The sequence below is a fragment of the Litoribacter ruber genome, assembly GCF_018449405.1.
In the GTDB taxonomy this organism is placed as follows: domain Bacteria; phylum Bacteroidota; class Bacteroidia; order Cytophagales; family Cyclobacteriaceae; genus Litoribacter; species Litoribacter ruber.
This window is the reverse complement of the sequence record NZ_JAHCMY010000010.1, coordinates 16,005-30,236: the sequence shown is the minus strand read 5'-3', so window position 1 is coordinate 30,236 and position 14,232 is coordinate 16,005. Positions and strand designations below refer to the sequence as shown.

The following is a 14,232-nucleotide window of genomic DNA, read 5'->3' as shown; positions in this document are numbered from 1 at the left end:
TTTTTTGATATGAGCGTAAGAGTTTTGATGCTATTTGGATTGCTGTTTTCCTTTTCCTGCGTGCAGCAGGAAGAGGAGCAGATGGGAATGGTGAGTTTTTCGGCCTTGGAACTGGACCGGTTTAACGGGTACAGCCCCAATGCCAGGACCAGTTCTATTTCCGAATGGCAGCACATCTTTAATACGGATACGGAAATACAGATCAATGGCAATGGGAGCAGTCAAACACTAAACATCAATCCTGGGGATTTCTTTCTTCCCTACCAGACGCAGTTGGCCTATGGAAATTATGAGTATAGGGTAGAGCAGGAGGGTGATCAATATATGGATTACCTGCCGTTTGTGGCACAGGGCAATTTTGATATGGGCAGCCTTAATTACAACATCATTCTCCAGGGGGAAACCGACTATGGGTTGATCACCGTGAAAAATGACATGATACAAGAGGTGTTGTTGGATGGAGAGGTTCCTTTTTCTCTTACTGAGGATGAAGAATTTTACTTCAAGTATGTAAGAGGTGGTGGGGTTTATAGAGTTGAAATTCAGTCCAGTGAGGATGGGGAAAGCTTTGAAAGAGAAATAGAAGTGAATGCCTATAGCCACCAGCATTTTTATTTATTTCAGGGTGGTCCAAGTTTTATGGAGTTGTTGATCGGAGATTTTGAATATTCCGAAAACAGCGTGGAACTGGGCAATGTGAGCAACATTGTGTATGACTATGATGGCAATCCCTACCGCACGGTGCGGATAGGCAACCAGACCTGGATGGCCCAAAACCTCAAAACCGAAACCTTCTGCAACGGCGATCCCATAGAAAATGTCCCGGGCGGGGAAGACTGGATTGAGCTGGACAGTCCCGCTTATACATATTATGATAATGATCAAGCGTATAATAAGGATTATGGGAAGCTTTATAATGAATATGCAATAACTGATGAGCGCAATGTTTGTCCTTGTGGATGGAAGGTGCCGAGTCTAGATGACTACAATGAACTATTTGATTTCATAGGAGGTGAAGAATTATTTGGACAGAAGTTAAGAAAAACTGGATATGATTATTGGTTGACACCCAATCCGGGAGCTACTGATGAATATGGATTTTCCGCCATGCCATCTGGAATGTTTGTGTATTCTAGTAATTCTATTGAGCTATTCGATAGGAGAGAAAGCGTTACTCCAAGATTTGGTTTTGGTCTTTTAAGAGAATGGGGTGCCTATTGGTCTACAACTCAATTTGATATGACCTGGCATGATGGAAGGGAGGGGACTTACTTTTACGTAATGTTACTTAATTATGGAAATAATTCTGTGTATACGCGATTAGAATTGGATGTATTAGCATTGGCTGTTAGATGCATTAAAGAGGATTGATTTATGCAAAGATTTTTATTCATAGTGTTGATTACATTTTTATTCTCCTGCACCCAGGAAGTTGATACTGAATCCCCAATTGGGGTGGTGAAGCTGTCAGGGTTATTTGTCGAGGATTTTCAAAATCATTTGCCAGCCAGTAGGGTTATTGAAATGTCTGAATGGATCCATATTTACCCTGAGGAGGTGGATCTGGTTCTTACCCACACTGGTACCAATGAAAGCTTTACCATATCCTATGACCCGAATAATTTTGGGCAAGGATACCAGTTTTCTCTTCCAGTCGGGGATTATACCTATATATCAGAGGTAGAAGGTGAGATGACTTCTCCTTATTTGCCCTATTCTGCCAGCGGTAATTTGGCGGTAACAGATCAAGGCGCCGAGTTGATATTGGAAGCTACTACGGACTATGGTCTTTTAACGCTCAACTCGCAGGAATTTGAGCAAGCCGAAGTAAATGCCGGCAGTGGCTATGAGTATTTTTTTAGCCTTCCTGAAAGAAATGTGCATTACATCTACATCCGAAATGGAAGGGAAGGGACTGTACGGGCAACACAAGGGGAGGAAAGCATCGAAGCTGAATTTGCAGTGGGTAGGTATCAGCATTTTCACTTTGTGCCACGGTATGATTATGGGAATCTCAATGTTATAGGGCTTGAACTTGGAGAATTTTCTTTGGAAGAGCACGGAATCCCAGTTGGTGGTGAACAGTTGAGGTTTATTAAAGATAATGACGGAAATCTTTACAAAGTTGTGAGGATAGGAGATCAGTATTGGATGGCTGAAAACCTTCGGAGCACAACATTTTGTAACGGAGACGAATTAACATATGAACCTGCTGGAGATGGATGGGCATATGATGAAGGAGGTTTTTCATGGGTTTATAATACTAATCCAATCTATACATATATGTTGAATGACTCCAGTTTAGTCAAGTCCTTTGGCTTGTATTACAGCTCTATAGTCCCGATGGATGAACGGAACATTTGTCCATGTGGATGGAAAGTGCCCTCAAGGAGTGATTTTGAGAGGTTGGTGGAATATATTGGCGGTGAATTGGAAGCCAGTCGAGCTTTAAGACAGCGGGGTACCGAATATTGGCCTTATCCGAATGATGAATCAACTGATATATACGGATTTAATGCAATTCCTGCCGGTGTAGTAATTACTGGATCATTCGAGTCAATGGTAAGAGGCTTCTATTTTTATAGATTATTTGAAGCATCCTTATTTTGGACAACCACAGAAACATGGTCAGATCCAGGCTTTACTCCTAGTGATCCAGAATTTACTAAGTATGACATCTATAGTTTTTTAATTAGCGATCAGACAGCTTTATTTAATCCAACTGGTTTTGCAGTTGAGGACTTAGATTCCTTTTCAGGTATAAATATCCGCTGCATCAAAGAATAAACAACACGATTATGAAAAAATACACATTAGGCTTATTGGTTTTGCTGGGCTGCTCCGAGGTGGAGACACCCGCTCCCGTGGCTAGGGAGGTAAACTTCAGTGGAATTGAGGTTCAGGATTTCCAACTGGGGGGGGCAAACTCCCGGGTGATGGCGGAAGATTGGAAACATATCTTCGAGCGCTATGCCGAGCTGGAGATCACCAACGTGGCATCGGGACAGACATACACCTTGCCCTTTGACCCGAATGATTTTCAGCATCCCTACAACATCAACCTTCCGGAAGGGGAATATACCGCTACAACCGCCCAGGCAGGGGAAGGCATCATCCCCAATCTGCCATTTACTGCCGAGGAAAGCTTTATTGTAGGGGAGGAGCGGTTAAACCTGACATTGAATGCTGAAACCAGTTACGGGTTGGTCACTGTGAAAAATGAGTTTCTGGAAAGTGCAGCGCTTGTTGTGGGGGGCGAGAGGTACGAACTCGTTCGTACCTTGGACAGGGAGAATTATTTCCTTTATGCACCAGGAGGAACTACAGCAGAATTGCAGATCATCGACCACTTTGACCAAGATACGGTGAGGAGAGACCTTACTATTGGTGCTAGGGAGCATTATCACTTTTTCTTATTCATACCTGAGAATGGAAGGGTTGGGGGAGTGGAATTAGGAATGATGAATGAGAAATGAATGGTGAATTAAACTGATCAGGATGAAAAGAATTTATTACTCTCTGGCTATTATATTTCTCCTATTTTCCTGTCAGGGATTGGAGGAGGAAAAGCATTTGCCACAGGCTGAGGTGAGCTTTTCCACCCTTTCCCTTCAGCAGTTTAATACGCAATCCGAGCAGGCAAGAACGCAGGCTTCTGCTTGGAAGCATGTCTTTGCCGAGGAGGTGGAGATGCTGATCACCAACAATGAAAGCGGGGAGGCGTTTACCTTGGTTTTTGACCCTAATGACTTTTTTCTGCCTAAAGTTATTATGTTACCATTAGGTCAGTACACTTACAATATTGAAGCGGTAGATAACGAATTTTCTCATTACTTACCTGTAACTGCTTCTGGAAGTTTTGAAGTGAATGCCTTAAATGTGCATATTAATTTAAATGCGGAAACCACATATGGGCTGGTGTCAATTAGAAACAGAGACATAGATTCTGTAAGTCTTTCAGGTCAAAATCTACAATTGACAGAGAATGAGGAGTTTTATTATATTTATGTAAATACATCTGATGAACTTAATCTTAAGGTAAGATCAGAAAATGGAATTCGATTTAGAAGAAATTTCATAGTTAATAATTACACACACCGACATTTTTATCTGTTACCAATAGAGGGTAATACGAATTTTGTGCTGGAAATCGGGGACTTTGAATACCTTCCTGAAGGTATAGCTCTTGAGGAAATTGAAAATATAGTATATGATAGGGAAGGAAATAGATATCGGACAGTTCAGATTGGAAACCAAGTTTGGATGGCAGAGAATCTTCGTTCCACTACATATTGTAATGGTGATAGAATATATTATGAACCTAGATTTCAATTATGGGATAGAGAAAATGAAGGTATTTATAAGGATTATAAAGATTATGTGAGCAATGTAGATGACTATGGCTATATCTATAATGGGTATGCAGCAGCGGATACAAGAAATCCCTGCCCATGCGGTTGGCGTGTACCAACTAAAGAGGATTTTGAAGACTTAGCATCTTATATGACTAGGTTTAACCCCGATTCAGACCCATTAAAAGAAGCGGGATTCGATATTTGGGAGTCTCCAAATGTAGGAGCGACAAACGCTACTGGTTTATCACTTCGGCCAGGGGGCATACTTTTATGGTGGGGAGGTCCAGGAGATAGATTTGGTCGACGTAGAGAAAGGATTATAGGAAGATTTAATTTTGGAGCGCTTACTGGAATTCACTGGATTGGCACTACTGGAGCCTATTGGACACAAACTAGAGGTGTTTATGAAATATCACCTTCCCATCCACTTAATTTTGAAACACTTTACGCATTGGAGTTGGGATTTATGTTTGCGTCAGATGGGAGACCTCGTGTGCATGATGGCTCAATGATGGAAGGGATGTCTATTCGGTGTTTAAAAGATAATTAGACTATGAAGAGAGGTTTGACTATAATCACATTTTTATTTTTAATTGGTTGTAACTCTTTTGAGGAGTTTCATCCGACTGGAATGGTTTTGTTCACGGGTTTCTCAAAGCCTAAATTGCAAAACCCGACAAAAAATGCAAAGCTTGAGTCTACAGCATGGACCCATATTTTTCAAGATGAAGTTCAATTAACTATTATAAATCAACAGGATGGATCGGAGCTGCAACTACAATTCGATCCGAACGATTTTCGACAACCCTATGAAATTGATTTGCCTTATGGTGAATATAACTATAACACAGAACTTGTAGGAGGCGATTTTGAAGATTATTTACCATTTGAAGTTAACGGGCAGTTTGATGTGAATAATGCTAATAATGAAATAGTATTAGAAGGGGTCAGTAATTATAGTGTAATTACTTTTGAAGCTCAATTATTAGATTCAGTTTCGATAACAATAGGTAACTTGACAAAGGCTCTACCTAAAACAAAAGATGGTAAATTTTATTATCAATATATTCGAGAAGGACAAAATATCTTAATTCATGTGCAAGAAAAGTTTGATGGGAAAATATTTTCTAAGTCTTTAGATATTGACGCTTTAAAACACTACCATTTCGTCTTGGAGGTTTCCACGGAAGGAAATTTAAATATTATTAATATTGTATTATCTGAATTCGACTTTGAAGAGGAAGTGTTAGATACTAGTATTATAAATAATATTGTTGTTGATATTGAAGGGAATGTTTACAAAGTTATAAAAATTGGCAACCAAATTTGGATGGGCGAAAATCTACGTTCCTCAACATTTTGCAATGGTGACAAATTAGAGGAAATTGGTATGCCCACCGAGGAATGGTTTACCGGTATCACAATTCCTGCATCATGGTCTATAGATAATGATGATACGTATGATTATCCTTATGGTAAACTCTATAATAATGCTGCGGCTGAAGATGAACGTAACATATGTCCTTGTGATTGGGAAATTCCAAATGATGATGATTGGAATGAATTAATTTCTTATTTAGGGGGTAATGAAGTAGCAGGACATAAATTGCGGTCTACAAAAGAAAATTATTGGAGAGAGCAAAATTATTTTCTTGCAACAAATGAAAGTGGTTTTGATGCGTTACCAACTGGTTATATAATTTATTCAGGTCATGAATCTTATCTAGCGAATCATCCATGGTACTATTTCGGTTCTGAGACGATGTTTTATTCATCCTCTCAATCTGAGAGTGAATATCTCATATATAATCCATTAGGTAGGTTTACTTTAAATAGTGAGATATGGGGGTATGGAAGAGATAATCAATATTTTATATCAGCTTCCTCCATCCGCTGCATCAAAAAGAACTAACATTTATCACCCGATATGAAAAAAATTTTTTACTCACTGGCTATCATGTTTTTCCTCTACTCCTGTCAGGAGTTGGAGGAGGAAAAGCATTTGCCGCAGGCTGAGGTGAACTTTTCCACCCTTTCCCTTCAGCAGTTCAACACGCAATCCGAGCAGGCAAGAACGCAGGCTTCTGCTTGGGAGCATGTTTTTGCCGAGGAGGTGGAGATGCTGATCACCAACAATGAAAGCGGGGAGATATTTACATTGGTTTTTGACCCGAATGACTTTTTTCTGCCCAAAACCATCATGCTGCCTTACGGAGAATATACCTACATGGTGGAGTCGGCCGGGGAAGAGGAGGAATTTTCCAGCTATCTGCCTTTTACTGCCTCGGGATCCTTTTTAGTCAGTTCTCCAAACCTCAATATCAGTCTTAATGCGGAAACGACATTTGGGTTGGTTAGCGTGAAGAATGAGTTTGTGGAGTTCGCCACTCTTTCTAATCGGGATATGATGTTGACTCAGAATGGTGAATTTTATTTTCTTTACCTTCTCAATAGGCATGAGAGCCTTTTGCGCATCAGGGATGTAAACGATGATACTGCAGAATATGAGATTACCCTGGATCCTTATATGCACTTGCATTACTATTTATATTCAAGCGGGGGCAATACGGATTTTTTGGAACTCAGGGTGGGGGACTTTGAGTATATTCCAGAAGGCATAGCCTTGGACGATATTACTAATGTGGTTTATGACAATGATGGCAACCGCTATAGAACTGTAAACATTGGCAATCAGAACTGGATGGCAGAAAATCTCAGGTCAAGTACTTTTTGCAATGGAGATCCAATTCCCCATGTACCGGGAACAAGGGAAGATTGGAATGAGGTAGAGGAACCGATGTGGACCTATGTACATAACGATGAAAGCCTGAATTATCCCTTTGGTAAACTTTATAATGGATACGTGGCTATAGATGAAAGAAATCCCTGTCCCTGTGGGTATAGGGTGCCGACTATGGAGGACTTTCAGCAGCTCGTGGATTTTGTAGGGGGAGAAAATCATATTTTACTGGGCAGCCTTAAAGAGGCAGGATACAAAAACTGGATGGCTCCAAACATGAACGCAACCAATGCATCCGGGTTAGGATTAATAGGATCGGGCCTGTTTTTACCTGTGCCAGGCGGGGTGTACAGGGATGATAACAGGTATATAGAACAATATCCAACTGTTTTATTTGGATTTAATTTTTTCAGGATGACTGGGGCCCACTGGAGTCAAACTACTGCTGACTATGTGTCCTATAATGAGGAAGTGCTGTTCGAAAGCCTTTATTCACTTGAGCTAGGTTATGATGGAATTGGAAATTTATGGGTTCATGATGGTCCTAAACATGAAGGTTTATCCATTAGGTGTATAAAAGAAGAGGAGCTATGAAAAGGGTATTTATCATTTTAATCATAGTGATTGTGAGCTGCAATCCTTTTGAAGAGGAAAAGCCAATTGGTATGGTAGTTCTTAGGGGTTTAAACCTAAATAGCTTCGATCATCCTTCTCCAAATTCCCGAACCACATCATCGGAATGGGCCCATTTGTTTAGAGCCCAGGAAACGCTTGAATTTCAGAATTTGGCATCTGGCGAAATAAGCTATTTGGATTTTGACCCAAATAATTTCTCCCAAGCCTACCAGCTGCAATTGCCCCAAGGAGAATATTCTTTTCAATTAAATGCCGATGGAGAGATTTGGGAGGATTATCTCCCTTTTACAATTAATGGTCAATTTGTGCTAGGTAATGAGGACAATGACATAATACTGGAAGGCGATACTGATTACGCCCTACTTACCATTAGCGCGGAGCTGGCAGAGTCCGTATTGATTCGAAATGGCGATTCAAATAAGGAACTGCCCTTATCAGCAGATAGCAAATACTTTTACCAGTATGTGCGTAGTGATCAAACTATCGAACTGGAAGTTACTGAAAGGTATGAAAGTTCGATTTTAAGTGAGCAGTTAGAGGTGCAGGGTAATATTCATTATCATTTTACATTAAGCTATCCTGAGGCAGGTAATGTCAATTTTCTCGAGCTGATCATGCGCGATTTTGATTATGAGGATTTCGGGCGGGAAGTAGAAAGACCATTCAATTCAATCGTAAGGGATGTTGAAGGAAATGTATATAAGGTGGTCAAAATAGGCAACCAAATCTGGATGGCTGAAAATCTTCGCAGCTCGACCTTTTGTAATGGGGATGAGTTGAGGAAAAAAGACAGATTGCCAGACAGAAACCCTGGTGATCCATTCGTTCAGAGGGACCACTCTGGGCCAGCCTATTTTCATGTTGATTACAATCCTGATAATGATGAGCCATTTGGCCTCCTTTATAATGACTGGGTAGTTATAGATGAAAGGGGAGTTTGTCCATGCGATTGGGATATACCCACGCAAGAAGATTGGGAAGAGTTGATTAGTTTTTTAGGAGGAGAAGTTGAGGCTGGAGGGAAAATGAAAAATTCAAGTGGTGATTACTGGTTGCCTCCCTTCAGCGATGGTGCAACTAACTCTAGCAGATTTAATGCAATTGGAACCGGATATTTTATGGAATATCCTGTAGACCCTTTTTACCAGCGCTCTTTCTATAATGTTTTTGAAACTGCATCGTGGTGGTCCAGTACCTTGGGAGAACCTACTAGTGCAAACGAGGTGCAACCCGTATTTGTATCCATGCGTGAGCAAGTTACTTTTTCTTCTTCCAATTTAGATGAGTTTTTTGATTACCGCTCCATCCGCTGCATCAAGAAAAACTAACCGTTTTCAAACGCCTCCTCCAGCTCTGCCATCACGAGCCTTTTCATCTTGAACATGCAGGCGGAAAGGCGCTCTTTGGCTTCCTGCTCGTTGCTTTTGAACAGTTCCATCATTCGGCGGGGGATTACCTGCCAGGAGACGCCAAATTTGTCCTTTAGCCAACCGCAGGGTTGCTCCTCACCGTCTTGGGACAAGCTATTCCAATAATGGTCCACCTCCGCTTGATCCTCGCACAGAATCACAAAGGAAATCCCCTCCGTAAAAGAATAGTCTTGGGGAACCCCACTGTCCATAGCCATGATTTGCTTTCCTAAAAGGCTAAACTGGGCATGCATCACATTCCCGGCGTTGCCGTCCTGGTCCTCGGCTGGGTACTGCAGTATGCCCAAGACATCTGATTCGGGAAAAATGGCAGTATAAAACTCAATGGCCGGAGCTGCTTGGCCGGGTTGGGTATGAGGGAATAAAAATGTGGGCACAACCTTTTGATGTTGCACATCTTCCATGTTGCCCAATGAAAGTTGCCAGGAAACTCCAAATCGGTCCTGTACCCAGCCGTATTTTGGACTCCAATCGTATTTTTGCAAGGGCATGAGTATGCTTCCCTGGTTTGCCAAGGCCGCCCAGACCCTATCCAATTCTTCCTCGTGCTCATAAGTGATATAAAAGGAAATGGAGGGATTAGGGGAAAAGATATCTCCACCATTCAATGCGATAAAATGGTGGTCGTAGATTTGAAAATCCACAGAAAGCACAGTGCCTTCCTCCTGGCCATGCTGTTCCTTGCCGGCTTTTCCGTATCGCAGGAGATGGTTAACTTTACCCTCTTGGAAGGTTTCGATATAAAAGTTTGCAGCTTCTTCAGCATGACCTGCACACCAGATGCAATTGCTTATTTTTGATAGGTTGGCTTCCATAAGGCATTGAGGTTAAGGTTAATAAATTTACGAAATTAGGATGGAAAGACAGGGAAAAAAATCAGCAAATTATGACCCGGTGGCCCTTATCTATGATGGGCTTGCTGCCCTGGTATTTCTGGGCGCCATCAGAAGATCCCAAAGAAGCGTGCTTAACCATATACCTGATCATACCCATATCCTGATAGTGGGAGGGGGTACAGGCTGGATCCTTCAGGATATTGCCTGGCTACAAAGAAAGGATCTTAAAGTAACCTTTGTGGATCATTCCGAATTGATGATTAGGAAAGCTAAAAAGCAGGTTTATCAAGGGTTAGAAGTCGAATTCGTACAGCAATCTGTTCAGGACTTGATTTTAAGTAAAACCTACGATGTGGTCCTGACCCCATTTTTCTTTGACAACCTTACCGCTAAAGAAGCAAATGAGGCTTTCTCTAATATTAATCAATCCTTAAAACCCCAAGGCATATGGCTTCATGTGGATTTTGAGAATAGCCGCTTTTGGCACCGTGCTTTTCTGGGGCTTATGTATAAATATTTCAGCCTCCTGTGTAACGTCCAAACATCCAGTTTGCCGCCAATGGCACGATATTTTGATGAGAGCGGTTTTGAGGCAATTTCAAATAAGGGCTTTTTTAAAGGATTCATTTCAGCCAGAGTTTACAAAAAATTAAGTACCAGTTTTTCCTAATCCTTTTTAGATTCAGCTTGATGTTAGTATTTTAGATTACGATTATCCGCAATGTTGCCAGTTGGCTCTTTTCCTTTGAGTATTGGGACGGAAGACCGAAGTGGTCTTTAATTTAACTTTCAGCCATATTTCCATTAGTTACCGGTGCTTATTGGCAAAAAAGCGGATACACACATTTAAGTTTTTTACACCAAAATATCCCTGAAGTGAAATCCAAACTACCCAACATAGGGCAGACCATTTTTACGGTCATGAGTCAATTGGCCCAAAATGAGAAGGCTATAAACTTATCCCAAGGCTTTCCTGGTTTTGATTGTGACTCCGAGCTCCAAAAGCTGGTTTCCCATTTTATGCAAAAAGGACATAACCAATATGCCCCTATGTCAGGGATGCCAAAGCTACGGGAGGCAATAGCCGAGAAAACCAGAAAAACGCTTTCTATCAATGTCGACCCAGATTCAGAAATTACCGTTACCTCTGGTGCCACGGAGGCATTGTTTGCCGCCATTACGGCTACGGTTCATGCTGGTGATGAGGTAATTGTTTTCGAGCCGGCATATGATAGCTATCAGCCGGCTATTGAACTCAGTGGAGGAATTCCAGTTTTTATCCCCCTCACCATGCCGGATTTCTCTATAGACTGGGACCTTGTGAAAAGCAAGGTAAGTGACAAGGCACGGCTAATCATCATCAATACGCCGCATAACCCCAGCGGATATGTCTGGACTTCTGATGATTTGGCCCAACTGGCTGCGATTGTGGAGGATAAATGCATTTACATCCTCAGCGATGAAGTGTATGAGCATATTGTGTTTGATGGGAGAAAACACCTGAGTCTGCTGTCTCATCCCCAGTTGAGAAAAAAGTCATTTGTCTGCAGTTCCTTTGGGAAAACCTTCCATATCACGGGGTGGAAAATAGGGTACTGCATTGCTCCCAAAGCGTTAACGGTTGAATTACGAAAAGTCCATCAATACCTTACCTTTAGCACCTCCACACCCATGCAATTGGCCATTGCGGAATATTTGGAAGAAGAAAGCCGATATCTTAAACTATCAGCATTTTACCAACAGAAAAGGGACCTATTTTGTGAAGGGTTAAAATCCACGCCATTCAAGTTCTTTCCCGCACAGGGAAGCTTTTTCCAATTGGTAGAATATGGGCATCTGACCGATTGTTCTGATCTTGACCTGGCTGTAAGACTAACCAAGGAAAACAAGGTGGCCAGTATTCCCATTTCGGTATTTTATTCTGGAAATCAAGACCCTAAGATGTTGAGGTTCTGTTTTGCCAAACGGGATGAAGAGCTATTACAGGCTTTGGATAGATTGCAAAAGGCAAATATTTAACCGATGGTTAAGTTTATTGGGTTCGGGTTAAAACTGCCAAAATAGTAGTCTATTAGCCAAATCGGCTTATCTTTGCTTAAGTCAAACCTATAACTCAATATGAACAAACAATTTTATCTAACCCTGTTTTTGTGCCTATTTGGATGTCTGGTCCAGGCACAAACCCTCAAATCTCCCAATGGGGATTTCACCCTTGAGGTGGAACTCAGAGAGGGGAGACCTTATTACAAACTTGATTACAAAGGCAAGGCAGTAATTAAGCCCAGCGGCATGGGCTTCGAATTGAAAGATCAAGCCGACATGATGGATGGTTTCGAGATTCTAAACGAAGAGACCAGCTCCAATGATGACAGCTGGGAGCCTCTTTGGGGAGAGTACAAGGAAATCCAGAACAAGTATAACGAACTACTACTGACTCTGGGTCAGCAGGGGGAAGAGGACAGAAAGCTTCACATCCGCTTCCGTCTATTTGATGATGGCCTTGGTTTCCGCTATGAATTTCCAAAGCAGGAAAATCTCAATTATTTCATCATCACGGAAGAGCATACCGAATTTCATTTAGCCGGCGACCATAAGGCCTTCTGGATTCCGGGTGATTACGACACCAACGAATACTTCTATACCACATCCAAATTGTCAGAAGTGGATGGGAAAATGGAAAAAGCCACCCATACAGTCCATGCCCAGCATCCCATTGAAACCCTGGCCGTTCAGACACCTCTGATGCTGAAAAGCGACAATGGACTGTATATCAATATTCACGAAGCTGCCCTGATCAATTATCCGGCTATGCAGCTCAACCTCGATCCTTCAGATTTTAAGTTGAGTTCCCATCTCGTTCCCGATGCGGTGGGCAACAAGGGTTACCTTCAAACAGAGGCTTTAACCCCTTGGAGAACAGTCATTGTAAGTGATAAAGCTACCGACATTCTTGCCAGTACTTTAATCCTGAATCTAAATGAGCCTACCGCTTATGAAGATGTATCCTGGATCAAGCCGGTCAAATATATCGGCATGTGGTGGGAATTGTTTGTTCCTCAAGGCAAGACTTGGGCATACAGTGATGCCACTAACTTGAAGCTGGAGGATGATTTCTCCCAATTGGAACCAAGCGGCAGACATGGGGCTACCAATGAAAATGTGAAAATGTATCTGGACTTTGCCGCCGAACATGGATTTGACGCCGTTCTGGTTGAAGGCTGGAATATTGGCTGGGAGGACTGGTTTGGTGAGTGGAAGGAAGATGTATTTGACTTTGTCACCCCTTACCCTGATTTTGATGTGGAGGAAATGCAGCAATACGCGGAGTCCAAAGGTGTGCGCCTCATGATGCATCACGAAACTTCTGGATCTGTTTCCAATTACGAAAGAAGGTTGGATAGGGCGTTTCAGTTTATGCAGGATCATGGCTACAATTCCGTTAAGACCGGATATGTGGGCAAAATCATCCCGCGAGGTGAGCACCATGACGGGCAGTGGATGGTCAATCATTACATCCACGTGGCCAGACGTGCGGCCGATTATGGTATCATGATCAATAGCCATGAGGCGGTAAGGCCTACGGGTCTTCACAGGACTTTCCCAAACTGGCTTGCTCAGGAATCAGCCAGAGGGACGGAGTTTGAGGCTATGGGCGGATTGACGCCGGAGCATACCACCATTTTACCTTTTACCCGCATGATGGGTGGCCCTATGGATTACACGCCAGGCATCTTCCAAACGGACTTGTCCTATTACGATGAGAATAGCGACGGTAGGGTTAATACTACCTTGGTGAAGCAATTGGCTTATTATGTGACGATCTACTCACCGCTTCAGATGGCTGCGGATCTTCCTAGCAATTATGAGAGATTTTTGGATGCTTTCCAGTTTATCAAGGATGTGGCCTTGGATTGGGACGAAACGCACTTTCTGGAAGCTGAGCCGGGTGATTATGTTACTATTGCCAGAAAGGCAAAAGGTAAGGACGAGTGGTTCATCGGCAGTGTAACCGACGAAAACGAAAGAGAAGCCACGGTAGATTTTAGTTTCTTACCGCAAGGCAGAACTTTCACCGCTACAATCTATGCCGATGGGGATGATGCCAGCTACGATGAAAACCCACAAAGCTATACCATCACCGAAATGGAGGTGACTTCTGAAACGACCTTGACGCAGAAAGTTGCGCGTGGAGGGGGATTGGCGATAAGTGTGAAGTAGGATTTAAGGAAATAAAA

The 14,232-nt window shown here is 42.2% G+C and carries 11 protein-coding genes; 10 read left to right on the top strand and 1 reads right to left on the bottom strand.

Annotated features, from left to right (window positions below):
* The first annotated feature begins 9 nt into the window (after positions 1-9).
* The 7 genes from KI659_RS14735 to KI659_RS14705 are packed head-to-tail and all read left to right on the top strand — an operon-like array spanning position 10 to position 9,059.
* A complete protein-coding gene (locus KI659_RS14735) occupies positions 10-1,371 on the top strand; it encodes a fibrobacter succinogenes major paralogous domain-containing protein (RefSeq protein WP_213946131.1) in 1,362 nt (453 codons plus the stop codon).
* Positions 1,372-1,374: 3 nt separating this feature from the next.
* A complete protein-coding gene (locus KI659_RS14730) occupies positions 1,375-2,787 on the top strand; it encodes a fibrobacter succinogenes major paralogous domain-containing protein (protein WP_213946130.1) in 1,413 nt (470 codons plus the stop codon).
* An 11-nt stretch (positions 2,788-2,798) separates the two neighbouring features.
* Positions 2,799-3,476, top strand: a complete 678-nt coding sequence (locus KI659_RS14725; protein WP_213946129.1) for a hypothetical protein — start codon at positions 2,799-2,801, stop codon at positions 3,474-3,476.
* 22 nt (positions 3,477-3,498) lie between these two features.
* Positions 3,499-4,905: a fibrobacter succinogenes major paralogous domain-containing protein gene (locus tag KI659_RS14720; protein WP_213946128.1), complete on the top strand. Its 1,407-nt coding sequence runs from the start codon at positions 3,499-3,501 to the stop codon at positions 4,903-4,905.
* Positions 4,906-4,908: 3 nt separating this feature from the next.
* Positions 4,909-6,267, top strand: a complete 1,359-nt coding sequence (locus KI659_RS14715; protein WP_213946127.1) for a fibrobacter succinogenes major paralogous domain-containing protein — start codon at positions 4,909-4,911, stop codon at positions 6,265-6,267.
* A 15-nt stretch (positions 6,268-6,282) separates the two neighbouring features.
* Positions 6,283-7,689 carry a fibrobacter succinogenes major paralogous domain-containing protein gene (locus tag KI659_RS14710; RefSeq protein ID WP_213946126.1) on the top strand — a complete coding sequence of 469 codons (1,407 nt, stop codon included), beginning with the start codon at positions 6,283-6,285 and terminating at the stop codon, positions 7,687-7,689.
* On the top strand, positions 7,686-9,059 hold the full coding sequence (locus tag KI659_RS14705) for a fibrobacter succinogenes major paralogous domain-containing protein (protein ID WP_213946125.1): 1,374 nt from the start codon (positions 7,686-7,688) through the stop codon (positions 9,057-9,059). Before KI659_RS14710 ends, KI659_RS14705 begins: the two co-directional genes overlap by 4 nt.
* Here KI659_RS14705 and KI659_RS14700 read toward each other — a convergent pair.
* Positions 9,056-9,976, bottom strand: a complete 921-nt coding sequence (locus tag KI659_RS14700; RefSeq protein ID WP_213946124.1) for a VOC family protein — start codon at positions 9,974-9,976, stop codon at positions 9,056-9,058. The two genes, KI659_RS14705 and KI659_RS14700, sit on opposite strands and share 4 nt — an antisense overlap.
* A 40-nt stretch (positions 9,977-10,016) precedes the next feature.
* Between KI659_RS14700 and KI659_RS14695 the strand changes: the two genes are divergently transcribed.
* From KI659_RS14695 to KI659_RS14685, 3 genes are all read left to right on the top strand, one after another.
* The gene (locus KI659_RS14695; RefSeq protein ID WP_213946123.1) at positions 10,017-10,667 is read left to right on the top strand and encodes a class I SAM-dependent methyltransferase; all 651 of its coding nucleotides are present in this window, start codon (positions 10,017-10,019) and stop codon (positions 10,665-10,667) included.
* Positions 10,668-10,864: 197 nt separating this feature from the next.
* Positions 10,865-12,016, top strand: coding sequence for a methionine aminotransferase (locus tag KI659_RS14690; protein ID WP_317195979.1), 1,152 nt, complete (start codon positions 10,865-10,867; stop codon positions 12,014-12,016).
* A gap of 99 nt (positions 12,017-12,115) precedes the next feature.
* Positions 12,116-14,215 (top strand): glycoside hydrolase family 97 protein, encoded by a 2,100-nt coding sequence (locus KI659_RS14685; RefSeq protein WP_213946122.1) that lies wholly within the window; start codon positions 12,116-12,118, stop codon positions 14,213-14,215.
* Positions 14,216-14,232: the final 17 nt, after the last annotated feature.

Coding starts and splice junctions, on each gene's coding strand:
- KI659_RS14735 (WP_213946131.1), top strand. CDS start 10: ATGAGCGTAAGAGTTTTGATGCTATTTGGATTGCTGTTTTCCTTTTCC.
- KI659_RS14730 (WP_213946130.1), top strand. CDS start 1,375: ATGCAAAGATTTTTATTCATAGTGTTGATTACATTTTTATTCTCCTGC.
- KI659_RS14725 (WP_213946129.1), top strand. CDS start 2,799: ATGAAAAAATACACATTAGGCTTATTGGTTTTGCTGGGCTGCTCCGAG.
- KI659_RS14720 (WP_213946128.1), top strand. CDS start 3,499: ATGAAAAGAATTTATTACTCTCTGGCTATTATATTTCTCCTATTTTCC.
- KI659_RS14715 (WP_213946127.1), top strand. CDS start 4,909: ATGAAGAGAGGTTTGACTATAATCACATTTTTATTTTTAATTGGTTGT.
- KI659_RS14710 (WP_213946126.1), top strand. CDS start 6,283: ATGAAAAAAATTTTTTACTCACTGGCTATCATGTTTTTCCTCTACTCC.
- KI659_RS14705 (WP_213946125.1), top strand. CDS start 7,686: ATGAAAAGGGTATTTATCATTTTAATCATAGTGATTGTGAGCTGCAAT.
- KI659_RS14700 (WP_213946124.1), bottom strand. CDS start 9,976: ATGGAAGCCAACCTATCAAAAATAAGCAATTGCATCTGGTGTGCAGGT.
- KI659_RS14695 (WP_213946123.1), top strand. CDS start 10,017: ATGGAAAGACAGGGAAAAAAATCAGCAAATTATGACCCGGTGGCCCTT.
- KI659_RS14685 (WP_213946122.1), top strand. CDS start 12,116: ATGAACAAACAATTTTATCTAACCCTGTTTTTGTGCCTATTTGGATGT.